General features: G+C 28.9%; 22 protein-coding genes and 1 other annotated feature. Of the genes, 16 read left to right on the top strand and 6 right to left on the bottom strand.

The window, feature by feature from the left end:
* Nucleotides 1-34: 34 nt before the first annotated feature.
* Complete coding sequence (locus FNZ64_RS14485; protein ID WP_142415723.1) at nt 35-1,198, bottom strand: dicarboxylate/amino acid:cation symporter; 1,164 nt, start codon at nt 1,196-1,198, stop codon at nt 35-37.
* Between the two features lie 612 nt (nt 1,199-1,810).
* On the opposite strand from FNZ64_RS14485, the gene FNZ64_RS14480 reads away from it, so the two are divergent.
* Both FNZ64_RS14480 and FNZ64_RS14475 read left to right on the top strand, forming a co-directional pair.
* A complete protein-coding gene (locus FNZ64_RS14480; RefSeq protein ID WP_142415722.1) occupies nt 1,811-3,223 on the top strand; it encodes an aspartate ammonia-lyase in 1,413 nt (470 codons plus the stop codon).
* A 169-nt stretch (nt 3,224-3,392) separates the two neighbouring features.
* Nucleotides 3,393-4,256, top strand: coding sequence for a hypothetical protein (locus FNZ64_RS14475; RefSeq protein WP_142415721.1), 864 nt, complete (start codon nt 3,393-3,395; stop codon nt 4,254-4,256).
* 117 nt (nt 4,257-4,373) lie between these two features.
* Here FNZ64_RS14475 and FNZ64_RS14470 read toward each other — a convergent pair whose 3' ends face one another.
* Nucleotides 4,374-5,132, bottom strand: coding sequence for an exodeoxyribonuclease III (locus FNZ64_RS14470; RefSeq protein ID WP_142415720.1), 759 nt, complete (start codon nt 5,130-5,132; stop codon nt 4,374-4,376).
* A 193-nt stretch (nt 5,133-5,325) separates the two neighbouring features.
* Between FNZ64_RS14470 and FNZ64_RS14465 the strand changes: the two genes are divergently transcribed.
* A complete protein-coding gene (locus tag FNZ64_RS14465; protein ID WP_142415719.1) occupies nt 5,326-6,609 on the top strand; it encodes a glycoside hydrolase family 18 protein in 1,284 nt (427 codons plus the stop codon).
* Nucleotides 6,610-6,717: 108 nt separating this feature from the next.
* Here FNZ64_RS14465 and FNZ64_RS14460 read toward each other — a convergent pair whose 3' ends face one another.
* The gene (locus tag FNZ64_RS14460; protein ID WP_142415718.1) at nt 6,718-7,242 is read right to left on the bottom strand and encodes a hypothetical protein; all 525 of its coding nucleotides are present in this window, start codon (nt 7,240-7,242) and stop codon (nt 6,718-6,720) included.
* 318 nt (nt 7,243-7,560) lie between these two features.
* On the opposite strand from FNZ64_RS14460, the gene FNZ64_RS14455 reads away from it, so the two are divergent.
* Entirely contained in the window at nt 7,561-8,514 is a 954-nt protein-coding gene (locus FNZ64_RS14455; RefSeq protein ID WP_142415717.1) for a carbohydrate kinase family protein, read from the top strand.
* 95 nt (nt 8,515-8,609) lie between these two features.
* Nucleotides 8,610-9,482, top strand: coding sequence for a tRNA 2-thiocytidine biosynthesis TtcA family protein (locus FNZ64_RS14450; protein WP_142415716.1), 873 nt, complete (start codon nt 8,610-8,612; stop codon nt 9,480-9,482).
* Nucleotides 9,483-9,619: 137 nt separating this feature from the next.
* On the opposite strand, the gene FNZ64_RS14445 is transcribed toward FNZ64_RS14450, so the two are convergent.
* Nucleotides 9,620-10,837, bottom strand: coding sequence for an amidase domain-containing protein (locus tag FNZ64_RS14445; RefSeq protein WP_142415715.1), 1,218 nt, complete (start codon nt 10,835-10,837; stop codon nt 9,620-9,622).
* Nucleotides 10,838-11,130: 293 nt separating this feature from the next.
* Between FNZ64_RS14445 and FNZ64_RS14440 the strand changes: the two genes are divergently transcribed.
* Complete coding sequence (locus FNZ64_RS14440) at nt 11,131-12,396, top strand: tetratricopeptide repeat protein (protein WP_185903809.1); 1,266 nt, start codon at nt 11,131-11,133, stop codon at nt 12,394-12,396.
* Nucleotides 12,397-12,460: 64 nt separating this feature from the next.
* Here the strand turns inward: FNZ64_RS14440 and FNZ64_RS14435 are convergent, their stop codons facing one another.
* Nucleotides 12,461-13,873 carry a tetratricopeptide repeat protein gene (locus tag FNZ64_RS14435; protein ID WP_142415713.1) on the bottom strand — a complete coding sequence of 471 codons (1,413 nt, stop codon included), beginning with the start codon at nt 13,871-13,873 and terminating at the stop codon, nt 12,461-12,463.
* Between the two features lie 326 nt (nt 13,874-14,199).
* Between FNZ64_RS14435 and FNZ64_RS14430 the strand changes: the two genes are divergently transcribed.
* The 5 genes from FNZ64_RS14430 to FNZ64_RS14410 all read left to right on the top strand — a co-directional run bounded on the left by FNZ64_RS14430 (nt 14,200) and on the right by FNZ64_RS14410 (nt 19,215).
* Nucleotides 14,200-15,072 (top strand): HAD family hydrolase, encoded by an 873-nt coding sequence (locus FNZ64_RS14430; RefSeq protein ID WP_142415712.1) that lies wholly within the window; start codon nt 14,200-14,202, stop codon nt 15,070-15,072.
* Nucleotides 15,073-15,273: 201 nt separating this feature from the next.
* A complete protein-coding gene (locus FNZ64_RS14425) occupies nt 15,274-16,653 on the top strand; it encodes an MATE family efflux transporter (protein WP_243129295.1) in 1,380 nt (459 codons plus the stop codon).
* 204 nt (nt 16,654-16,857) lie between these two features.
* On the top strand, nt 16,858-17,886 hold the full coding sequence (locus FNZ64_RS14420; protein WP_142415711.1) for a polysaccharide deacetylase family protein: 1,029 nt from the start codon (nt 16,858-16,860) through the stop codon (nt 17,884-17,886).
* Between the two features lie 95 nt (nt 17,887-17,981).
* On the top strand, nt 17,982-18,419 hold the full coding sequence (locus FNZ64_RS14415) for a type III secretion system chaperone family protein (protein ID WP_142415710.1): 438 nt from the start codon (nt 17,982-17,984) through the stop codon (nt 18,417-18,419).
* A 427-nt stretch (nt 18,420-18,846) separates the two neighbouring features.
* The gene (locus FNZ64_RS14410; RefSeq protein ID WP_142415709.1) at nt 18,847-19,215 is read left to right on the top strand and encodes a hypothetical protein; all 369 of its coding nucleotides are present in this window, start codon (nt 18,847-18,849) and stop codon (nt 19,213-19,215) included.
* Between the two features lie 103 nt (nt 19,216-19,318).
* Here the strand turns inward: FNZ64_RS14410 and FNZ64_RS14405 are convergent, their stop codons facing one another.
* Nucleotides 19,319-20,179, bottom strand: coding sequence for a 4Fe-4S binding protein (locus FNZ64_RS14405; protein ID WP_142415708.1), 861 nt, complete (start codon nt 20,177-20,179; stop codon nt 19,319-19,321).
* 166 nt (nt 20,180-20,345) lie between these two features.
* Nucleotides 20,346-20,590 (top strand) — a binding site (T-box leader).
* 43 nt (nt 20,591-20,633) lie between these two features.
* On the opposite strand from FNZ64_RS14405, the gene FNZ64_RS14400 reads away from it, so the two are divergent.
* The 5 genes from FNZ64_RS14400 to FNZ64_RS14380 all read left to right on the top strand — a co-directional run bounded on the left by FNZ64_RS14400 (nt 20,634) and on the right by FNZ64_RS14380 (nt 25,169).
* A complete protein-coding gene (locus tag FNZ64_RS14400; RefSeq protein WP_142415707.1) occupies nt 20,634-21,257 on the top strand; it encodes a class I SAM-dependent methyltransferase in 624 nt (207 codons plus the stop codon).
* Between the two features lie 18 nt (nt 21,258-21,275).
* Nucleotides 21,276-22,424: a trans-sulfuration enzyme family protein gene (locus FNZ64_RS14395; protein ID WP_142415706.1), complete on the top strand. Its 1,149-nt coding sequence runs from the start codon at nt 21,276-21,278 to the stop codon at nt 22,422-22,424.
* 1 nt (nt 22,425) lies between these two features.
* Nucleotides 22,426-23,337 carry a PLP-dependent cysteine synthase family protein gene (locus FNZ64_RS14390; RefSeq protein ID WP_142415705.1) on the top strand — a complete coding sequence of 304 codons (912 nt, stop codon included), beginning with the start codon at nt 22,426-22,428 and terminating at the stop codon, nt 23,335-23,337.
* A 30-nt stretch (nt 23,338-23,367) separates the two neighbouring features.
* Nucleotides 23,368-23,820, top strand: coding sequence for an S-ribosylhomocysteine lyase (locus tag FNZ64_RS14385; protein WP_142415704.1), 453 nt, complete (start codon nt 23,368-23,370; stop codon nt 23,818-23,820).
* A gap of 146 nt (nt 23,821-23,966) precedes the next feature.
* The gene (locus FNZ64_RS14380) at nt 23,967-25,169 is read left to right on the top strand and encodes a hypothetical protein (RefSeq protein ID WP_142415703.1); all 1,203 of its coding nucleotides are present in this window, start codon (nt 23,967-23,969) and stop codon (nt 25,167-25,169) included.
* Nucleotides 25,170-25,508 lie beyond the last annotated feature (339 nt).

Below are 25,508 nucleotides of genomic sequence, written 5' to 3'. Positions count from 1 at the left end.
AATGTAGTGTGAGAGTTTATTTTTTATATAAAGGTTATTCTAATTTATCTTTAAATTTATCAACTATAATAGCTATAGCATTATCACCACATATATTACATGCAGTTCCAAAGCTATCTTGTGTTATATAAAGAGCTATCATAAGAGAAAGTTGCGCATCTGTAAAACCTAGGGTAGATTTAAGTACACCTAAAGCTGCCATTACAGCACCACCAGGAACTCCAGGTGCAGCTACCATAGTTACTCCAAGCATAGCAACAAAACCTGCTATTTGAGAAAAGCTTGGGGCTTGATTATTAAGTAACATTATAGCAGTAGCACAAGCAGTTAAGGTTATGGTACTTCCAGATAAGTGAATTGTAGCGCAAAGTGGAACTACGAATTCTCTTATACCCTTTGAAACCTTATTATTTTCTGCACACTTTAAGTTTACAGGAATAGTAGCTGCAGAAGATTGAGTACCTAAGGCTGTTAAATATCCTGGAATTTGATTTTTAAGACATTGAACAAAGTTTTTCTTGCCTACTATAGAAGCAATAGCAAATTGAACAGTAATTATAATTAAATGCATTGCAATAATAATTAAAAATACTTTCCAGAATACAGAAAGGACTTTTTGTACTTCGCCTGCATAAGTCATGTTAGCGAATATACCCATTATATGAATAGGAAGTAATGGAATAATAACAACAGAAATAGCTTTTTCAATTATTTCCTGAAATTCTATAGATGCATTATGAAGGGTTTTTCCTTTTATAGAAGCAATACCTAAACCTAATAAGAAAGCTAAGATAAGCGCGGTCATTACAGACATTAAAGGAGGTATTTCCAATTGAAATAAAGGACCCAGCAATTTTTCCTCAGGATTTGCAGCATTTCCTATGGATTCAGTAGCTTTAATGAAGTTAGGGAAAATACTGCTAGATACAAAGTAAGAAAAGAAACCAGCAACTAAGGTTGAAGTATAGGCAAGTAAGGTTGTTAACCCTAACATTTTACCAGCACCAACCCCAAGGTCAGCGATTCCTGCAACTACAAAGCCTAAAATTATAAATGGTATTAGGAAGTTTAAAAAGTTGCCAAAAATTGAATTGAAAGTAGCTAGAACTTGTACTAAAAATTTTGGAGCAATGTTCCCAACTAATATGCCAAGAAAAATAGCGGCAATTAATTTGGGGATTAAACCCAGTTTTTTCATTAGCAATCACCTCTTTGATTTTAATTATCATTTAGTCTTATAATTATTAAAGTTAATTATACAATAAGTATTTAAAATATTCAATAATTAATAAAAGATTTACAAATAAGTATACCAAAATAGTATTTAAACTTAGTATTTAAATTATTTCATAAACATATGCTTTAATTCTATGGTATTCTTCAAAGTTAGAGCAAAAGACATTTCTAAAGCTAAGAATTCCCTTTACTGAATGTAAAAAGTCTTTCAATTTAAAAGTAGAAGCGATTTTTTTATTTTTTGAAATTAAGTGAAATTTAAAAGAAATCTTGCAAAAACTCTTCTAAATAAGAATAAAAAAGATGAGAGGCTTCTAGATGACCTTGTATTTATTTATATTAGTATTATAATTAAAATGAAAGATTTAATTCATTTTATCCGATAACTATGTTTATAACTATGCTTACTAATATTCACATGTTTTTAAAAAGTGCTAGTAAAGAGAAGATGATTATTGGATAACTAGTTTTGAGTCTAAGTGGAGGGAGAAATCTCTTTAAAGCTTAGAGAGCTAATTATGATTTACATATTTTTATGTGTTTAAAGTTTTTTATATAAAATGGAGGGGTATTTATGGAATTTAGAATTGAAAGTGACTCTATAGGTGAAAAGAATGTGCCTAAAGAAGCTTATTATGGAGTACAAACTTTAAGAGGGTGCGAAAATTTTAGAATAACAAACCGTTCTATGCACACACAATTTATAATAAGTCTTGCTGAGGTAAAAAAAGCTTCGGCTATAGCAAACTATGAAGCAAAATTATTAGATAAGAAAATTGAAGAAGCTATTATTAAAGCTTGTGATGAAATAATTAGTGGAAAATTACATGAGGAATTTATAGTAGATCCTATTCAAGGTGGAGCAGGAACTTCTGCAAATATGAATGTAAATGAAGTTGTAGCAAATAGAGCTGGAGAAATATTAGGCGGAGTGAAAGGCGCATATGATATGGTTCACCCAAATGACCATGTAAATATGGGACAATCTACTAATGATGTTATTCCAACAGCAGGTAAGATAACTACTATAAATTTACTAGATAGGGCTTTAGCATCACTTAATGAATTAGAAGATGCTCTTTTAGTAAAAGCTAAAGAGTTTGATGATGTTATAAAAATGGGAAGAACTCAAATGCAAGACGCTGTGCCTATTAGATTAGGCCAAGAATTTAAGGCGTACAGTTCTGCTATTAAAAGAGATATAAAGAGAATTGAAAAGGTTAAAGAAGATTTAAGGGTTGTAAATATGGGTGGAACAGCTATAGGAACTGGAATAAATGCTGATGAATATTACTTTAAAGAGGTAGTTCCAGCTCTTGCTAAGGTAACAGGTATAGAATTTGTACAAGCTGAAGACTTAGTTGACTCAACTCAAAACCTAGATGTAATTGTGGCTGTATCAGGAGCTATTAAAACTTGTGCAGTTAACTTATCTAAAATGGCAAATGACTTAAGGCTTATGTCATCAGGACCTAGAACTGGATTTGGAGAAATTAATCTTCCACCAAAACAAAATGGTTCTTCTATTATGCCAGGAAAGGTAAACCCTGTAATACCAGAGGTTGTGAGCCAAGTAGCATTTAATATTATAGGAAATGATATGACTATAACCATGGCTGCAGAGGCTGGACAATTAGAATTAAATGCCTTTGAACCTGTAATATTCTACAATTTATTTGAATCCATAGATACATTAAAAAATGGTGTAAATACCTTTATTAAAAATTGTATAATAGGAATAACTGCAAATAGAGAAAGATGTGAATCCTTAGTAGAAAATAGTGTAGGTATAATCACTGCAATATGTCCACATGTAGGATATAAAGAAGCAGCTAAAATTGCAAAAACTGCATTAAAAACAGGAGAGCCTGTAAGAAAAATTGCAATAGAAGAAGGGATATTCACAGAAGAACAACTAGATAAAATATTAGATACAAATGGAATGACAGAACCAGGAATATCTGCAAAAGAACTTATTTCTAAATAGATTATTTAAACCATATTAGGATATGAATCTTAATATGGTTTTTTTATACAAACTTATTTGTAACCAATTTGTAGCATCTTTTAAATAATATTGTAGCTTATTCATATAGCATTTAACCTATAATAATAAGTGTAAGGATTTAAAATATTATTTTAGGAGATGTGTATTCATGATAAAGTTATCAAGGATATCAAAGGTATTATTAATATCATTATTAATTACAACTACTGTAGGGGTGAGTGCCTATAGTATATCAAATAAAAAGTCTATAGCGGAGAATGAGAAAACAAAAGTGTTATCAGAAAATAAGGAAAGTTCTGAAAAAGATAATATAAACATTCCATTAACTGATAAAAAAAATAATGAAGAGAAGAAAGATAATTTAGTAACAGTAAGCGAAGAGAAAAAAGATAATGAAAATCAGGCGTTAAAGGCAACAGATAATAAGAAAAATAATTCAGCATTAGTGGATAATAACAAAGTAGAAAAAGAAGTTAAAAAAGAAGCTAAAAAAGAAGTTAAAAAAAATAAAGTTGAAGATAAAAAGTTACCTAAGGATGAGAAAAAACCTGTAGATGTAAATAATACAGAATTAAGTAAAGAAGAAATTCTAAAAAAAGCTAGAACAGCCTTAGATTTATGGTATTCAAGTATAGAAAATTTTGAGAACATTGAGTATGAAACTATACAGGAAAAGATATGTTATACTAGTCCTAGATTTACATCAAAAGATCAAATAGTAGATGTGTTTAAGGGAACCTTTACAGAAAGTGAAGCTAAGAAAATAGCAGACGATGTATCTCTAACAGAAGATGGTAAGCTTTATATAATAGTAGGTCAAATAGGAGATGTAATAACCTATAGACAACCAATAACAGAGTTTAAGGCAATACAAGAAGGAGATAAAATAAAGGTATCTCTTACTGAAAAGAGGGGTACTGTGCATGGTCCTGAGCTTAGAAAACAAGAATTAAAGCTTATTCGTGAAAATGGGAAATGGGTTTTTACTAAGTGTTGGTTCTTATTTAAGTAATGTCCAATTTGGAATTACGGTGTGAAGAGGGATAACTTGTGACGATTAATATTCTTATTTAAGTAATATTCAACTCGGAAACTAAATAAAAAAGGTGCAAAAATTTTTGCACCTTTTTTATATTTCTATAACAACAGGGCAATGATCTGATCCCATAACCTCATTTAAAATGCTAGCTCCCTTAACTTTATCTAGAAAATTATTTGAGACAAAGTGATAGTCAATTCTCCAACCAGTGTTTCTTTCTCTTGCTTTAAATCTATAACTCCACCAAGAATACTTAATTTCTTCGGGGTTAAAATGTCTAAAAGTATCTGTGTATCCTTCCCCAATAAATTTATCTATCCATGCTCTTTCCATTGGTAAGAAACCAGAGGTTTTTTTGTTAGCCTTTGCATTTTTTATATCCATAGGGGTATGAGCTGTATTATAATCTCCACAAATTATAAGATTTTTACCATTATTAACTTCCTTGTTACAGTATTCTAATATTGCATCATAAAAATCCATTTTATAATTTAATCTCTCTTCACTCATTTGACCATTTGGAAAGTATATATTAAGTAGTGTAAAACTAGAGAACTCAGTTATAAAAATTCTTCCTTCAGAGTCAAACTCAGGTATTCCAATACCATGTTTAACGGAAATAGGTTCTTCTTTAGTAAAGGTAGCAACTCCACTATATCCTTTTTTCTCTGCAAAGGAAAAATAAGAATGATATCCTTTTATATTTTTAAGAGAGTCTGTAAGGTCTGCATCTTGAAGTTTGGTTTCTTGTATACATAGTATATCTGGATCATATTCCTCTATAAATTCTAAAAAATTTTTCTTCATTATAGCTCTAAGGCCATTTACGTTCCAAGAATATATTTTCAAATCACTCACTCCTAATTAATAATTATTCTTAATAAGAGATTACCCTATAATAATAAAAATTTCAACTCAAATATTTTAAATGGATAAGTCTATTATTTTAAAAATGGAAAGGGTAAAATATATATATTTAAATTAACCATAAATAATCTATGGAATATATTAATGGTGAAAGCAATTTTAAGAAGGGATTTCTTTGGTTATTCATATAGTTAGAAGGGGAGATACAATTTATTCCATTGCAAGAAACTATGGTGTCACTGAGGCGGATATTATAAACGCGAATAAAATTCAAAGTCCAAACCAGTTAGTCCTTGGACAAAGTTTAATAATACCGGCTAAAGAAAGAACTTATAGAGTAAATCCTGGTGATACCATATGGAGTATATCGAGAAGATTTTTAGTTCCACCTGAGAGGATTCTAGAACTGAATAATATATCTAGCAGTGATTTTATTTATCCTGGACAGGTTTTAAGAATACCTGAAAAGGAGAGAGCTTATGGTGATATAGAAGTAAACGCATTTATTCAGCCTAGTACAGAGGAAAGAGAGAAAAGTGTTTTATCTGAAAGCATACAATACCTAACTTATGTGTCGCCCTTTAGTTATCATGTTAATAAAGATGGTAGTTTAACCCCATTAAAGGATGAAAATATCCTAGCTATAGCAAGGGAAAATAAAGTTGCTCCAATGCTTTCTATAAGTAATATATCTGGAGCAAATTTTGATACACAATTAATAAGTGATATTTTAAAAAATGATGAATTACAGAAAACTTTAATTAATAATATTCTTAATGTATTAAAGGCAAAAAATTATTATGGGGTTATAATTGATTTTGAAAGGATACCTCCAAATCAAAGAGAAGATTACAATAACTTTTTAAGAAAGTTAAAAATGGCTATATCAGCAAGTTATAAACTATCAGCTGCCCTAGCACCTAAGACTTACGATGCAAAAGAAGGAAGTTGGCATGGTGCTCATGATTATAAGACTATAGGAGATATTGTAGATTTTGTAATAATAATGACCTATGAATGGGGATGGTCAGGTGGCCCTCCAATGGCCGTAGCTCCAGTAAATGAAGTTGAAAAAGTTATTAGATATGCTGTTTCAGTAATTGACCCAAAGAAGATAATGATGGGCGTACCTTATTATGGTTATGATTGGACTCTTCCATATACTCCAGGAGGAGAATTTGCAGAGTCTATAGGAAATGTAGAAGCTATAGATAGGGCTAGGAGATATGGAGCAGAGATAAAATATGACATAAAAAGCAAATCACCTTATTACACTTATTTAGATCAGAATGGAAGAGAGCATGTGGTTTGGTTTGAAGATGTGAGGAGCATAGAACGTAAGGCAGACTTAGTTAGAAGGTATGGACTAAAGGGAGTTAGTTACTGGGCATTAGGAAGACCATTTCCACAAAACTGGGAAGCACTAGATAGATTATTTAAAATTAAAAAATTGTATTAATAGAAATAGCCCTAATTGGGCTATTTTTATTAGTACCAACTATATTTTTTCTATTTTAAAATATGATAAGAGGGGAAAAGCAACATATTTTTACTTTATATGTTTTTATTAATAATAAAATTCATGATTTAAATGATTTAAAACTAAAGATAAAACATTTTTATCTAAATGCTGTAGATTAAAAATAATATCATCAATACTTAGAAGTTCTATATTCATAAGAGAACAATAATCGATACACTCCTTAGTATACTTTCCAGTACATGCTATAAATCCCTTTGAAATCTTATTATCAATCATAAATTCTTTTAGGTCCACAGCTAGAGGTTTACATAATGATTCTGTTTTACAGAAAACTCTACATTCTAGAACATAGTTTTGGGAATCTTTATGTAAGTGAAATCTTTTACCTTCAAAAAAAGGATAAAAGGTATCCACAGTAAAGTCTTTTAATTTAAATATATAAAGAATAAGGTCGGAAAACTCTACTAGTGTTAAGGAAGAAATTTTAAATTTAATTTCATCCCAGTTTATAAAAAAAAGATTATTTTTATTATTACTATATGAATAATTTTTGATAATAAAAGCTATTTTGCTCGTAATTTCAGAGAATACTCCAGTGGCTAAATTCATACCACACCTCCAAATGCCTTATTTATCATTTTTATGACATTTTATTACTCATTTTTTATATTATATCATCAAACAACTAATTTTTTAATTAAAATTATCAAAATTAATAGATAAGTTACATAAAATTATAAAATTTAATAATGCTATATATAGATAGTATTATTAAATTCAAAGATTATATACAGATAGTATTAATTAATCCCCAAATTATATACAGATTAAGTTTGAATAATTTGATTTATTTTAAAATACCTATTCACTACAACCTTATAAATATGTTAAAATAATTTAGTTAAGAATTAGAGAGGCGGTAGAAAAATGAGTACAAAAGAATCATACATGTTAGTTTTAGGAGCTTCTGTAGTTGATATATTTGGATTTTGTGTGGAAAATTATATCAAATGTAATTCTACACCAGGAAGGGTGAAAATGTCTTTTGGTGGTGTTTGTAGAAATATTGCAGAAAATATGGCAAGGGTAGGAGTTAAGACTAAGTTTATATCCATTTTAGGTGATGATGAAAAGGGAAGCAGCATGATTCAGCATTCTAGGTATATTGGATACAATATGAGCGACTCTTTAGTTTTAAAGGGGGAGTCCACGCCAACTTATATGGCTATTTTAGATGAAAGAGGTGAAATGGTATCTGCAGTTGCAGACATGAAGAGCATAGATAAGATTTCTCCTGAATTTATAGACTCTAAATCTGAAGTTATAGAAAATGCAGAGTATACTATTCTAGATACAGATAATCCAGCTATATTAGAATATATATTAAAAAAATTCTATGGTAAAACTAAGTTTATATTGGATCCAGTATCAGCCTGCAAAGCAGAAAAAGTTAAGGCTTTAGTTAAGTATTTTCATACCATAAAGCCTAATAGATATGAAGCAGAAGTTTTAAGTGGAATAAAGATAAATGGCATAGATGATTTGAAAAAAGTAGTTAAATATTTTCATTCACTAGGTGTTAAAAATGTATTTATAAGCCTTGATGAAGAGGGGATTTTCTTTTCCGATGGAGAAAAAATGGGACAATTTAAGGCAGAAGATGTAGAAGTTAAAAATGTCACTGGAGCAGGGGATGCTTTTGTAGCAGGAATAGGATACGGTTATATTAATGGACTATCTATAGAAGATACCGTAATATATGCCATAACTATGGCAACTATAACTATACTTCATGAAGACACTATTCATCCTAGCATGAACAAGAATTTTGTAGAAAAGTACATAGATAATATAAAATGGTCTAAGGTTATGATAGAATAACCTATACATATTCTAGTTAAACTGAAATTTTATAATCTATATAAACTAATGGTTACCTTATGTTATAATGGTTTGTAGAAAAGTGAGGTGATTTTATGAGTGGTATAGCAGGAGAAGGTTGCGAGGTTTTAATCCCTTCTAATGAGAGAAAACCTTTAAAAGATATAGAGAGAAGTATAATAACAAAATATAGAAAACATATTTGGACAAAATTTATTAGAGCTATAAAGGATTATAAACTTGTAGAAGAAGGGGATAAAATTCTTGTAGCTATATCTGGTGGTAAGGATAGTTTATTACTTGCAAAATTATTTCAAGAGTTAAAACGTCATGGGCAAATGAATTTTGAATTAGAATTTGTTTGTATGGATCCTGGTTATCATGCAGATATTAGAAAGTTATTGGTGGAAAATTGTGAGTATTTAAATATACCTTTAAAAATATATAATTCAGATATATTTGATGTGGTAGATAACATAGCAAAGGATTATCCTTGTTATATGTGTGCGAGAATGAGAAGAGGTGCTCTTTATTCTAAAGCACAGGAACTTGGGTGTAATAAGGTTGCCCTAGGACATCACTTTAATGATGTTATAGAGACAACTATGTTAAATGTATTATATTCAGGAAATTTTAAGACTATGCTCCCTAAATTAAATTCATCTAATTTTAAGGGTATTCAACTTATACGTCCAATGTATTATATAGAAGAGATACATATAAAGAAGTTTATACAAAAAAGTGGAATATGGCCTTTAAACTGTGCTTGCATGGTAGCTGCAAAGAAAATAGGAAACAAGCGTTATGAAATTAAAGATTTAATTGAAGAATTAAAAAAAGGATTTCCAGATGTAGATAAATCTATTTTTAGGGCAGCACAAAATGTAAGTATGGATTCCATATTAGGATGGGAAATAAAAGGAGAAAAGCATTCTTTTTTAGAAAATCTTGATGATGAATTCAATTAGCTTAAGAGGAATAAAAAAGTACTATAAAGCAAATTTATTTTTATTAGATTATATTTAAACTGTTTATAAGCAATATATAACCCATGCATAAAGTTTTTTAAACTTTTTTGCATGGGTTAATTTTTAGTTATATGCCATTATCTTATGTGAATTAAGTAGAAATAAATTCCCTTATCACCCCAACCTAAATCAAAAGGAACATGATACCTATCAATTGTATGAGAGTTCACCAAAGGATATCCATGGGAATCAAAGCCAGTTATTATAGCATTATGATCTATATCATTTTTTTTAGCATAGGATACCACATCACCAAGATATAGATTTTCAAAACAAGAAGTTGAATTAATCTCATTTTCTTTTAAAAAGTCTTTAAATTCTCCTCTTTTAACAAGTCTACCTTTTCCACTATATAATAAAAAATTCTTAAAGGCATCGGCATTAACCCAAGCAGAACTGCCTTCATGACCGCCAGTAGATACTTTTACAGAATGCCATCCATTACCTTGTTTTAACTCTCCACCTTCTTCGTCACCTAGACATTGAGAAATATAGTTTGTGCAATTTCCACCTATACCAGTAAAGTTCTTATATTTTTTGTTGTATTTTGGAGTCATGCCACCATTAGCCCAAGTTACCCCAGAATATCTATCTGCATATTGCGCAGCTTTTTCTCTATTGTATGCGGATTTATGACTGGGTATAATATTAGAAGAGCTTCTTGGAGGTAATTTTGTTAAATCATATTTTTGCGGCTGTGGCTCTGGAAGTTTTTTTTCTTTTATATCTACATTGTATGCTTTTAGTCCATCTTCAAAACAATCTAAGTAGTAGTCATTGAAAACCTTCCAATTTCCATCACGTTTTTTAAGTTTTAAAGTGTGAAAAAGAGCTACACCAAAGACATTTTCAATTGGATTTTCATCATCCTTATAGATATATTTAAATTTGTATTCTTCATCTACTCTAATTTTCTTTAAATCTCCTGAACCACTTACGTTTTTAACCATAGCTTGAGAAGAAATTTCTGTAAATTTAATTCCTCTTATGGAAGCCCAATCCCTTAAATATCTAAAACGCCTAATTTCATGATCTACAGAATATCTTCCATAGTTTTGAGAGGTATCATAATATTCGAATAAGGGCTCTAAATCACCAGAGAAAAATATTTCGTTTTTTGTGTCAAAAAGTTTTTGTAGATAATTTGTGAATTCTTCCTTCTCTGATAGAGAATTATCTATATTATTATTTTTATTAGTAGCATTATTATTTGCATAGACATTACCAATACTGGGAAATACTAAAGAAATACAAAGTAAAGCTGGTAAGGTTTTTTTTATAAGAGTTTTCCACATAATAACTACGCTCCTTAAAAGTATTTTCCTAAATAGTATAAGTAAGATTAGAGTTTTTATAATAGGATTATTTATGAACTGTTTCAAATAAAGACTAAATATATTATAATAATATAAGATTATATATAATAGTGGTGTAAAATTATATATAATAATAACATACTAATATAAATCTAAACTAAGTGTGTATTAAATTATAATTTATATACACTTATAGAAAATAGAACGGAACACACAGTATCTTATAGGCATAGGATAAAACTTAGAAACATATGGAGAGGAGGAATATTATTATGAAATCAACAAGAAAAAATAAAAAAACTTCAAAAAGTCCTTTTATAATAATTACTATTATAGTTATTGTTGCTTTAAGTATGGGTCTATATTTTAATAATAAAAAGAAAAAGGAATATAATTATATATATACATTAATAACAGAAAATAGATTGGAAGAGGCAGAAAAGGAACTTTCAAAATCTTTAAAGGAAAATGAAGACTATAGAAGTTATTCCTACAGAGCTTATGTAAGAAGCCTTTTAAATAAAAATATAGAGGGCAGAGAAGATATAAAAAAAGCCATAGGTTTAAAACCTGAAGAAGAATTTCCCTATGTAGTTAAAGGCCTTATGGATTTAAAAGATAAAAATATTAAGGATGCAAAAATAGCAATAGATAAGAGTAAAAAGTTTAATCCTAAAAATGAAGTAGACTATGTAATACTAGGAAATATCTATATTACTTCTAATAATAAAGATAAAGCTTTAGAATACTTTAATAAGGCAATAGATAAATCCCCTTCATACTCTATGGCTTATGTTGGAAGAGGTGAATTTTTTACTTCTGAAAAAAAATATGAAGAAGCTATAAGGGATTATGAAAAGGCATTGGAACTTAACCCTACAAATCACTATGCAGTAAAGGGTGAAATAGATTTACTTGTTAGTAAAGGTGATTACAATAAAGCTATTCAGTTTGGAGAGAAGAAGCTTTTAAAAAAAGAAAATATAACAATAGATGTTTTGAGTTCTATTGCTAATGCTTATGATAATAATAAAGATTATAAGGGACTTATAAATTTAAGCGAAAAAATAATAAAAGAAAATGAAGAATCTTACTTAGGATATCTTTATAAAGGATGGGCATATTATAATTTAAATGACTACAAAGATGCCATTAATTCTTTTAATAAGTCTATAGAAAAATACGACAAGGAAAGTTCAGCATACAATATAAGAGGATGGAGTTATAATTCTCTTAGAAAATATAATGAGGCATTAGATGATTTTACAAAAGCTATTAAATTAAATCCCAATTATTTTGATGCTTATAGAGGGCTTGCTTGGACATATAATAATTTAGGTAAGCAAGATAAATCACTAGAGATATGTCAAACAGCTTTAAAAATAGATGAAAAAAATGCAAATTTATATTCATGTATTGGATGGAATTATTTAGAAAAGGGAGATAAAGGGAAGGCAAAGGAATATTTTAATAAAGCAATTTCAATAAATCCTAATGATTTAGATGCTAAAAATGGAATTAAAACTTTAAAACAATAAAATAATAAAAGAAGAAAGTTGTCCCAGTAGTTTCTGAAGGACAACTTTTCTATTTTTTAATATATTAAGTTATTTCAAGGTTTTCATATTTAAGAATTACTTCTCTAAATTCAGAAGTAAATTTAATGAAATTTAACCTAGGATCATCTAGGGCATAGTCTATATATTTAGGATAAAGCTTTATAGCTTGCTGTAGATTTTTAAGGGCACTTTCATTATCTGCAATTTTAGAATAATAACAAGCTTTAATATAATAAGGAAGAGGATATTCAGGACAAGCTCTAATAGTTTTATTTAATATTTTAAGAGCCTTTTTATCATCCTCTAATTTAATTAAGGCATCAGCTTTTAAACAATATGCATGAAATATAGTATTATCTACAGCAATTATTTTATCTAAAAGGGCTATCTCATCCTTATATTGATTTAAAAAATATAAGGTCTCAGCTTTTAATAGCATAGCCTTAATATCTTTTGGAGAACTTTGAAGATATTTTTCTGAAAAATATAGGGATTTTTTATAATCCTCCAAATTGAAAAAAACTAAGGCTTTATTAAATATCAAGTCATTATCTTTATAACCTAAATCTTCTGCAAGCTTAAAATTTTCTAGTGCTTTCTCATATTCACTTTTAAGATTTAAAGCTTTTCCCATATTAAAGTAAGTTAAAGGATTACCTCCAAATGTCTCTAAGACCATATTGGTATACTTTAATGCTTTATCAGAGTTATTTAATAAAATATAAATAGAAGAAATTTCATTAAATAAGGATTTCTTATCTTTAAAATTATCTTCTAAATTTAATAGTTCATTTAGAGATTCATTATAATTACCTACGTTTTTTAATAGCCTAGCTCTTTCAAATGATATACTTTCATCTATGGATTCCATTGAAACTTTATTAATATAATTTTCAATAATCTTTAATGCCATATAATCATGTCCTAGGTTTGAATAATATTTAGCAATTTCTGTGATATTATATTTGGAGTTGCAATTTATAAGACTTATCTTAGGGAAAATTTTTTTGCAACATTCATAAATATATTTTGTATCTTGTCTTCCAATAAGGTGAAAATTTCTATTGTTTAAGTCCTTAAAATTTATTGTAAAAATTCCAGTGCTTTTATAGGGAAAAACTCTAAAAGAAGATCTACTTTTAATATTAATTTCAGAGGCATTTTCTAAATTAACTTCAAAACTACTATTATCCTTAGGAATACATGTTTTTTTATTCAAGTTTAAGTTATCATAAAAAATTTCTCTGCTCAACAAAGACTCTATAAATTTCTTATTATTTGGATTATGCAAAAAGAAATTTTCGCTAATTTTTGTGAATAAGATAGAATCTTCTAGTATATAAGCTTTATACAATTTATAATTGGAAATCCCTTTTATTTCTAGAGCGTAGAAATAAGGTAGATTCTTTGAATTAGTACCTAAAGATTCCCTGTATAGATATTTATTATTAAACATTGTGCATCTCTCCTTCAAGATTTAAAAATGTTTATATAAATTTTACAACAACTGCAATAAAAAGTACATACAGTATTTCAAATATTCAGAAAAATATAAAAATAATTACTATAACAGCTACTTAATATATTATGCATCTACTTACAATTTGTACAGAAATAAAATACAAGAAAATAATATTAGTTATTTTAAAGATTTTGCATAGATTTAAGATAATAAATCTTTATATAACAAAGTATAAGAATTAATGGTAGAATAATATAGTAAAGTATTTAATCCATAGAATAATAATAGTATAAACTAATTTTTAAGGGGAATAGAAGAATATGAGAAAAATATACATAAGTGATTTAGATGGAACTCTACTTAAGAATAATGCAAGACTTTCTGATTATTCAAGAGAAAACATGGAATATCTCTTAGAAAAAGGTGTGAATTTTACTGTAGCTTCAGCTAGAAGTTATACTTCTATAAAATATATATTAGGAGATGTGCCTTTAAAACTTCCTATAATAGAACATAATGGTGCTTATATTTCTGATTATAATACAGGAAAACATATAATAATAAATAGCATAGAAGAGGAGGTTTCAAGGGAGGTAATAAGATTAACTAAGGAGTATGGTTCATCACCCTTAGTATCTGCTTTTACGGGAAAAGAGGACAAGTTGTATTACGGTGAGGTTATTAATGAAGGCATGGAGCTAATTCTTAAGAAAAAATCAGATGATAAAGATCCGAGGCTTACAAAGCTAGAAAATATAGAAGATGCTTTAAAAGATCAAATAACTACTCTCACTATTATAAATAAGAGAGAAAATCTAATAGATTTATATGAATTTTTAAAAGAAAACTATGGAAAGTATCTCCACATGACCTTTGAAGAGGATCAATATTACCCAGGTTGGCACTGGCTAGTCATAACCTCTAATAGAGCTACTAAGGCTAGGGCTATAGAGACTTTACTGGAACTAGAAGGTGTTAGTAATAGTGAGGTTACGGTTTTTGGAGATAGTTATAATGATATACCTATGTTTAAAATAGCTAAAAATGCCGTAGCAGTTTTAAATGCGAAGAAAGAACTTAAGGATTATGCTACAGATATTATAGGTACAAATGAAAAGAACAGTGTAATAAATTATATATTAAAAAAAGAAGGTATAATTAATAGTAAAGATGATATAGATAGGTCTATTTAGTTTTCAGGTTCACAATCTCTTTAATATTGAAAACCACTGATTATACTTATTGAAATAAAAAATAAAATACTGTATAATTATTTATTATAGAAAATATGTTTAAATATGAGTGATTAGAAGCAACCACTTTGAAAAACTTCAAGGCGGTTGTATTTTTTTGTCTTAAGGTATATAAACTAGATGTACAGAAGGGAGAATTTTATGAATAGAGAAGAAAAAATTTTTTCATGGATGTTTAAGGATAAGAAATTATATAAAAATCTTTTAAAAGTTGCATTACCTATTGTAATTCAAAACTTTATAGCCTCATCCTTAAATATGGTGGATACCTTGATGATTGGAAAAGTTGGGGAAAAGGAAATTGCAGCGGTTGGTATAGCAAATCAATACTTTTTTCTTTTTAACTTATTTATTATAGGTATATATGCGGGGTGTGGGGTCTTTATAGCTCAGTTTTGGGGGAAAGAGGATAGGGACAATATAAAAAAGGTAGTGGGTTTTGGAAATTTTATGGGAGTAGCCATTTCCATAGTATTTACTGTAATAGCCTATTTTTGTGCTTACGGTATTATAAGTTTATTTAATAAGGAAACTATTGTAATAGAACTTGGTATTAGATATTTGAAGGTAGTTTGTTTTAGCTATATATTTACAGCTATAAGCTTTAACTATAGTACAGCACTAAGAGCTATACATAATGCAGTTCCACCTATGGTAGTAAGTGCTTTTGCTATCGTATGTAATATGTTTTTTAATTATATGTTTATATTTGGAAACTTCGGAGCACCTACGATGGGAGTTGAAGGAGCAGCTCTAGCAACTTTAATTGCGAGAGTTTTTGAGTGTATTGTTTTAATTTTATATGTGTATTATAAAAATAACGTTATTAATGCAAAAATTAGGGACATGCTTAATTTTAATGTAGAATTTATATTAAATATATTTAAAACTGTAGTTCCTGTGGTTTTAAATGAGGCTTGCTGGGGCATTGGAACCATAGTTTACTCTATAATTTATGGGCGAATAAGTACAGAAGCTTTAGCTTCAGTACAAATTTGTACTACAGTACAAAACCTATTTATGGTGGTCATTTTTGGAATAGCCGGTGCATCTACTGTACTTATTGGTAATAAGGTAGGAGCTGGACTTATGGATGAAGCTAAGGATGATGCCATAAGAATTTCTATATTATCTTGTTTAATTGGTATAGTAATTGCAATTTTATTAAGCTCTACGTCAGGGTATATACTTTCTTTCTTTAATGTTTCACAAGAAGTAAAATATACTTCAAAAATTATACTTTATGTAGTTTCAATTATCTTAATTATAAGAGTTTTTAATATTACTTGCATTGTAGGATTACTTAGAGGTGGCGGAGATACAGGTTATTCTTTAAAATTAGAAGCTATAACTATGTGGCTTATAGGGGTTCCACTTGCCTTTATAGGAGCATTTATAATTAAATTACCAGTTCAGTATGTAGTGGCATTGGTTACTGTAGAGGAAATTATTAAATCAATTTTCTGCTTTAAAAGACTTCGCTCTGATAAATGGATAAAGAATATTATAGAGAATATGTAGAAAATTTATAAATAGAGAGTCTAAATCTTCCATTTGGTAGGAATTGCTTTCACAGAGTTCCATGGGAGATTAGAGCGGCTAGTCATGGTATAAAAGGTTTCAAATAGGAAACAGAATAATTACAAATCGATTTATAGTATGGAGTTAGACTTAAGATTATTATAAAATATAATTAAATTCTTAACATCATAAGGAGACGGGAATATGAAAAAAATAATAAGCTTAGGTTTATCTATAATAGTAAGTATTAGTTTTATAGGGTGTGGAAGATTTGATAAGATAGAAGAAAGTAATAATACAAAGATAGAAGAAAATACGGATGTAAATAAGAAAAGATTAGAAGAGGAACAAAAGAGGGTAGAAGAAGAACAAAAGAGATTAGAAGAAGAACAAAAGAGAGCTGAAGAAGAACAAAAGAAGCAAGAAGAAGAGCAAAAGAGATTAGAAGAAGAAAAGAAAAAACAAGAAGAAAAAGAAAAAGAGGAAAAAAAGAAGCAGGAACAAGAAGAAAAACTAAACTCTGATAAAAATATTAACTCTTTAAATAATGAAAAAAAATCATGGTATTATATACCTAATAAAGAGCATAAAGTTCCAAGAGCTGCTGAAACTAAGGAGTTTTTAAGTAAATATAATTCTTACTATATAGGAGATACCGAAGAAAAAGTAATATATTTAACCTTTGATGAGGGGGTTTCTGAAAGTTATGCAGAACAAAATTTAAGAACTCTAAGAAAACATGGAATTAAATCTACCTTTTTTGTAACAAGAGATTTTCTTAAAAATAGGCCTGATTTAGTTAAGGCTATATTAAATGATGGACATACCATAGGAAATCATACAGCTAATCATCCTTCTATGCCTACTTTAGCAGATAATAAGGATAAGTTTCAAAAAGAAATCATATATATAGAAGATTTATATAAGAAAACTACAGGACAAAATATTACAAAATTCTTTAGGTATCCTATGGGACATTATAGTGAAAAATCTTTAGGAATTATAAAAAGTATGGGATATAAATCCTTCTTTTGGAGCTTTGCTCATGCTGATTATGACATAGATAATCAACCATCTGTAGAAGTCACAAAGAAAAAGATGGTGGATAGTGCTCATAATGGTGCCATTTATCTGTTACATGGATTATCAAAGTCTGATGCAGATGCCTTAGATTATTTTATAACTACTTTAAAAAAACAAGGATATAGCTTCAAAAATGTAAGTGAAATATAATAAACAGAGCGGCTAGTCATCGGATAAAAATAAATTGTATATAAGTTAACTTTGTGTTAATATATATTAAAACTTATAAATAGGGGGAGTAATATATGAGCAAAGTTCAAATATTTGAAAACTTCTTAGAAGAAAAGGATATTGAAGAGGCTTTTGAAAAAGCTGAGCAAGACGATGTTCACTATTATAAGAGCGTATTCCAAAATCAATTTGGAGAATTTAGTTATTATGTGATAATATACCCAACACCAGTAGTTGAAGTAGTAACAAAAGTTGTTAACTTAACTGGGCATAAAGCTATGGTAAAAGCTCTTGAAACCATAAACGAATTTAATATGAGAACTAAGGGGATAAAGTACTATATAGACAAAAGAAACAATGTAAATGTAACTTATGAGTTTGTTGGTTCAGATGAAGAATTTGATGCGGATAAGGTTTTAGGAACGGCACTAGCATATTTTAAAGCTATGGAAAAAGATATTGCAGAACTTATAGTAATACTTGAAAAAGAAAAGGGCAAAGCTCAAGAATAATATTAGTCTGTTTAAATTTAATAGTATTGATTACATAAATAAAAAGAATTTTTCTAGAAAACCTTTAAGTTTTCCTTAGGAAAATTCTTTTTTTATTTCAGCTTATGACTATCCTACTTAATATTCATTATTTTAAAAGATAATAGACAGTTATTATGCCGTTATAAATCCTTATTATGGTATTAATAGTATATAATAGTATTAGGGGTATTTTGTTTATTATATATTATACTTTTATAAGATTAATATAAATTTAAATTATCAACGAAATTTTAATATATATGCCACAATTTTATTAGTATTATTATTTTTAAAAGAGACAAAATATTATTGTAATACAAAGATAGTTTAAAGTAAAATATAAAAAAATAGAGTCCAAATATTTTGCTCAAAGGGCATAGAATGGTAGAAATAGGAGGTCATACAAATGAAGAATGCAGAAAAGAGAGAAGTAAAGAATAGATTAAACCAATTAAGTGAAACTATGGATAACTATGTTAGAACAGAAAGACATTTAGAACAACATTCAGATATAGGATCTAGAGGAAACTTAGAAAATGCTAGAGAAATACAAGAAGTTAGAAGAAACGAAATGGAAAACCTTAAAAATAAAATAACTTATGGTGGGGATTTTTCAAATCAAAGTAGGAAAGAAGAAGCAGAAAATTTAAAAGAAAACTATATTGAAACGGAAGGTTATATAAATCATAACGCAGAAAATATGACTAGTGAAGATTTAAATAATTTAAAGCAAAAGCAAAAAAACAGAAAAAGAGAATTAGATAGAATGTTCTAATATAAAAGTACGCAATCGTTAGTGATTGCGTACTTTTTATACATAAGATTATTCAATTACTTCTAGATTTGAAATCAAAGTATATATAGCTTAAAATTTCAAATTAGTATTCTCCTATATTTTGTAAAAACTCTTCAAAGCCTATTCTATTTACAAGCTTAAATATTCTCTCTCCAGGCATACCATTTTCTTTGTAATAAGTTATTATTTTATCACAGACTTCTTTAGCTTCATCTAAAGCATAGATTTTTGGAAGTTTCTGACCTAGGCTGTAGTTACGTCCAAATCGTCCACCAACAAAAATTGAAACTCCTGATTTTTCTTCTTCAAAAGCATTGAATTTACACACTTTTGTGCATTCTCCACAGTCTACACATTTATCTTTATTATAGGATATTTTACCTTCTTTTTTCCCAATAGCCCCTTCTTTACAAACCTTTAAGCACATACCACAATTTACACAAGATTCCTCATTAAACTTAGGAATAACTTGTCCCATTATTCCTAAATCATTTAAAGAAGCTTTAGCACAGTTATTAGGACATCCTACTATACCTATTTTAAATTTTGAAGGCATATCCATTGCAAAGTATTTTTCGTGAAGCTCTTTGCAAAGCCCTTGTGTATCTATTAAACCATGGGTACAAATTGTACCTTTGCAAGCCATGAGTGGTCTTACCTTCTTACCAGTACCTCCATAACTTAAATTTGAATTCTCTAACTCCTCTTTTACTTTTTCTATATATTCATATTTTATCCAAGGTATTTCACAAGATAGTCTGGTAGTAAAGCCTAAGTAACCTTTTCCATAGTTCTCAGCAATAGAAGCCATCTTAGATATTTCTTTGCTTGTAAAATTTCCAGCAGAACTTAATACTCTTACAGAAAAAAAGTCACCCTCTCTTTGCTTTAAAAAACCTTCCCCTTTTAACTTTTGAATTTCAGATCTTAATATCATATTTATCCTCCAAATATAGCCAAGATTTTTAACTAAAATAATTATACCTCATAAAGGAAGGTTTTAAAAATTATAAAAATTTATAGTTGACATAAGGAATGCTTATGCATATAATTATATTAAACAAATTAAAATACATTAAACCTATCGAATAAGTATGTATTAAATTAAAGTAAAAGCCATGATAAGGAATAGTAACTTAAAGAAAACTTACAGAGAGAAATCTCCTAGGCTGAAAGAGATTTCAAGTGGAATTTAAGCCAATGCACCTTTGAGCTCTATGTCGAAATTATAGTAGACTGTTGCGGGAAGGCCCGTTAAAGCCTTGAGGTATGTTAGTACCAAAAATAAGATATTGTATCTAGAAGGAAAAGATACAATAATTAGAGTGGAACCGCGGGATATCCTGCCTCTATTACGGAGGCAGGATTTATTTTTTGAATTTTAAGGAGGGGAATTTATGAATTCTGTTAATTATTTTGATACTATTGCAGAGAAGTGGAATGTAATAAGAGAGGGATACTTTAAAGATGAACTAAAATATAAGGCTTTTGGCGAAGTTGATATAAAGGATAAAATTGTAGCAGATTTAGGCTGTGGTAGTGGTTTTATTTCTATGGCTCTATTAGACCAGGCTAAGATTGTATTTTCCGTGGATAGTTCTAGAAATATGCTTAAGATTTTAAATGAGGAATCGAGAAGTAAAGGTTACAATAATCTCTATAGTATAAAAGCAGATTTGGAAGATATTCCATTGTTTGATGAATCTATAGATGTAATTTTTATAAACATGGCACTTCATCATGTAGTAAACCCTAGTAAATCTATCGGAGAAATGTATAGAATTTTAAAGCCAAAGGGTACTTTAATTATTACAGATGTTATGGAGCATGATGGACAGTGGGCTCGAGAAGAGATGTATGATAAATGGCTGGGTTTTAAAGAAGAGGATATATTATTTTGGTTTAGAGAGTCTAAGTTTAGAGAAGTAAAATATAAAGATATAGGACTTACTTGCACAGGTTATTCAGCAAAGGGAGAGTTTTTAGAAACAGGGATTTTTTTAGCAAAGGCTATTAAATAAATTTTGGAGGGATATATTATGAGATTTAATTCATTACTAATTCATGGTGGCGTAGATGGAGATGCAAAAACAGGAGCTGTAAATGTACCAATTTATCAAACTTCAACTTATAAACAGCCTTCATTTGGAGTTAATACAGGATATGAGTATTCAAGAACTGGAAACCCAACAAGAGACGCCTTAGAAAAACTTATAGCAGATTTAGAAGAGGGGGAGAGGGGGTTTGCATTTGCTTCAGGACTTGCAGCAATAACTGCTGTGATATCTCTTTTTAAAAGTGGGGATAAAATCTTAATTCCAGATAATTTATATGGTGGAACTTTTAGAGTTTTAGATAAGATTTTTAATAATTTTGGTATAACTTATGAGATTACTGATATGAGTAATAGAAGTTCAGTAGAAGATAAAATTTCTGAAAATGTTAAGGCAATTTTTATAGAAAGTCCTACAAATCCATTAATGGATATTACAGATATAAGGGAAATAACAGCCCTAGCAAGGGAGAAAGGAATAATTTCCATAGTGGATAATACTTTTATGACTCCGTATCTGCAAAAGCCTATAAACTTAGGGGCCCATATTGTAGTTCACAGTGGTACAAAATATTTAGGAGGTCATAGTGACTTAATTGCAGGACTTGTGGTGGTTAATTCAAAGGAGTTAGGAGAAAAAATTCATTTTATTCAAAACTCTACAGGAGGAGTTTTAGGACCTTTTGATTCATTTTTATTAATTAGAGGAATTAAGACTTTAGGAGTTAGAATGGATAGGCATGTGGAAAATGCAAAGTATATAGCTGAATTTTTAGAAGGAAGAGAGGAAGTATTAAAGGTTTATTATCCAGGACTTAAATCTCATAAAGGTCATGATATAAATATAAAACAAGCTAAGTCCTTTGGAGGAACACTTTCCTTTATTATAAAAGAGAATATAGATTATAAAAAATTTCTTGAAAGTCTAGAGATTATAACTTTTGGTGAGAGTTTAGGAGGGGTAGAGTCATTGATTTGCCATCCAGCTTCCATGACTCATGGGGCTATTCCAAAGGAGATAAGAGAGAAGGCTGGAATTGTTGAAAATTTAGTTAGACTTTCCATAGGAATAGAAGATAAAGAAGATCTAAAAGAAGATTTAATAAGAGCTTTTAATAGGGCAAAGGAGAAATAAAATGAACTATTACAATAATATTAAAGAGTTAATAGGCAATACTCCTTTAATTAAAATAAATAATTTTCATACAAAGAGTAGTGTTAATATTTTTTCTAAGCTAGAATACTATAATCCTACTGGAAGTGTAAAGGATAGAGTAGGATATTATATGATAAATGAATATGAAAAGCTTGGAATATTAAAAAAGGGAATGACTATAGTAGAAGCTACTGCAGGGAATACAGGATTAGGAGTACTATTAGGAGCTTTAAACAGAGGGTACAAAATAATATTAGTAGTTCCAGATAAGTTCTCTATAGAAAAAATAACTTTGATGAAAGCTCTAGGGGCAGAAGTTATTTTAACCCCAAAAGAAAAAGGAATAAAAGGGGCTTTAGAATATGCAGAGGAACTTTTAAGTTCCATAGAAAACTCTATATCTTTAAAGCAATTTGAAAATATTAATAATCCGGAGTCACACTATAGTGGTACAGGAAAAGAAATATATAATGCTCTACATGGAGACATTGATTATTTTGTTGCAGGTGCTGGTAGTGGAGGAACATTTACTGGTGTTATGAAATATTTAAAAGAGAAAAATTCTAAAGTTAAAGGGATTTTAGTGGATCCTTATGGATCCACTATGGGAGGAGGAGAGGAAGGTAGTTACAGCATAGAAGGTATAGGAAACAATTTTATACCCAAGGTTATGGATATGGATCTTGTTTATGATGTTATTAAAATAAGAGATGAAGAAGCATTTTACTTTAGTAGTGAACTTGCAAGAAGAGAAGGAATAATAGCAGGACCTTCTTCGGGAGCTGCTATGGCTGCAGTATTAACCTTAGAAAAAACCATAGGATCAGGAAATATTGTAACCTTATTTCCTGATAGGGGCGATAGATATTTTTCTAAAGGAATATATAAATAATATATATAATAAAAACTAGGAGGAATTAAAATGGTTAAAGTTGAAAGCTTTACAATTGATCATACAAAGTTAAAAGCACCTTTTGTTAGAAAATGTGGTGTTCAAGAAGGGAAGTTAGGAGACAAAGTTTCAAAATTTGATTTAAGATTTATGATGCCTAATAGAGAAGTTATGGATACGGGAGCGATTCACACCCTAGAACATTTATTAGCTGGATATATGAGAGAGGATATGGAGGGAATAATAGACATTTCACCCATGGGATGCAGAACTGGTTTTTATATGATAACTTGGGGAGATACAGAGGCTAAAGTTATAATAAAAGCCTTGGAGTATTCTCTAAAAAAAGTTATGGAAACAGAAGAGGTACCTGCTGCAAATGAAGTACAATGCGGAAACTATAGGGATCATTCTTTAAAGAAGGCTAAGGAGTATGCTGAGAAAGTTTTAAAGGAAGGCATAAGTGATAAAATTTATGGATAATTAATATAAGAAATTAAAATTAATTTTCACAGGGGCAATTAATAAATATGTTATAATTTATTTATACTATGTTAAATAATATGAAGTATAATATGGTTATACAAAACATTTAACATGGTTTAAAATATTGAATAATAGGTGATTTTATGAATCTTATAAAAATACTAAACGAAATTAACAGACAAAGTGAAGAAAATAATGATAAAATTGCCCCAGTGGAAATTTTAAGGGCCTTTACCAATGGAAGATCCGGTGCCGGAGTTTTTATGATTGAGTATGGACCTGATAACAAGGTAGGTATTTTAAAGTTAACAGGTAGTAGTTCTGAGGCCATATCTTTTAAAAGAGCCTATGAAATAGCTAATAAAAATAACATGCATAAATACATTGCAAAACTTGTTAAGGCCTATGATATAAAGTTTAAAAATGAACCCTTTGTATATGCTAATTTATATGATCTTGCAGGAGATGATATATATAATTCTGAAACTTTTTTAGATAAAGTAGTCCATGAGGATGAACTTAAGGATCAAATAATGTCAAAGCTAACTAAGTTCGCTTTTACTTGGAATAAAGAACATGAAAAACAATATCTATGTCCTAAAGAAATAGTAAAAGGAGAGATGTCCTATAGATATATGGATGAAAAATACATAAAAGCTTTTGAAGATTTAGGTATTAGAAAAGATATTAAGTGGATTTCTTTAGATGGTAGTGAAGTTATTCTACCAAATCCTTATTACTTTTTTAGTGATGTAGATGCTTGGAATGGACTTCAAGTAACATGCCTAACCTCTTGGGCCCATGGAGATTTCCAAGGTAATAATATAATTATTACAGAAAACAAGCCAATTATAATAGATTTTTGTGATATATTAGAAAACTGTAATGTATTTCATGACATTAGATATTTGGAGTCCATAACTTTATCCGATTACTTGGATTTTGATACGGAGTTTGATAGGGAACTTTGGCAAAAAATATGTAAGTGTGTTAGTGAAGGTATATTGGAAGTTGATATTCCAAGGGGGAAAGGAATGTCTCTTTTAAGACAGTTAATACCAAGACTTAGGGATAATGTAAAACTTATAGTTTCAGATAGTAGAAATATTCTATATAACCCTTCTTTTTATCTTGCAGGGGTTGCTTGTGGGTTAATTAATTTAAGAAAGATGAGAAGTTCAGTTAAAAGAAAGGCAGCTTTAATTTATGCGGCATATAATCTAAAGATGTTTTTGGAAGATGCTGCTGTAAATATGTACAAGCCGGATTTAGGGTCTTGTATGACTTTAAGTTGGAAAAATCCAAAGGAAAAGAGCTATATGGTGAAATTAGAGGATATAGTGTAAAAATAAATAATTGATTATTAATTATATAGCTTTAGAAAATTTAAAAACAATGAAGGACGGTAAATACCGTCCTTTTATTTATGCAAATTTTTGATTTCTATGTATTTTTAAAGCTACCTTTAGTACACTAATAGCAATTTAAATTGAAGTTTTTACAATATTCCTCAAAAATACTATATAAAATATCTATTGAAAGATTTTAATTAGAGATATTTTCTATTTAACAAAGTAAAACTTAAGTGATACACTAATTGAGGGCAATCTAGTACATAGAAAATATAGAATTAGTTTCTAGACTTACCTTTTACCTAAAACATTATAAAAATATGTTTGAAAAGG

The sequence above is a fragment of the Hathewaya massiliensis genome (genome assembly GCF_902143515.1).
GTDB classification, from domain to species: domain Bacteria; phylum Bacillota; class Clostridia; order Clostridiales; family Clostridiaceae; genus Hathewaya; species Hathewaya massiliensis.
The sequence above is the reverse complement of the archived record's forward strand: the minus strand, read 5'-3'. Positions and strand labels throughout refer to the sequence as shown.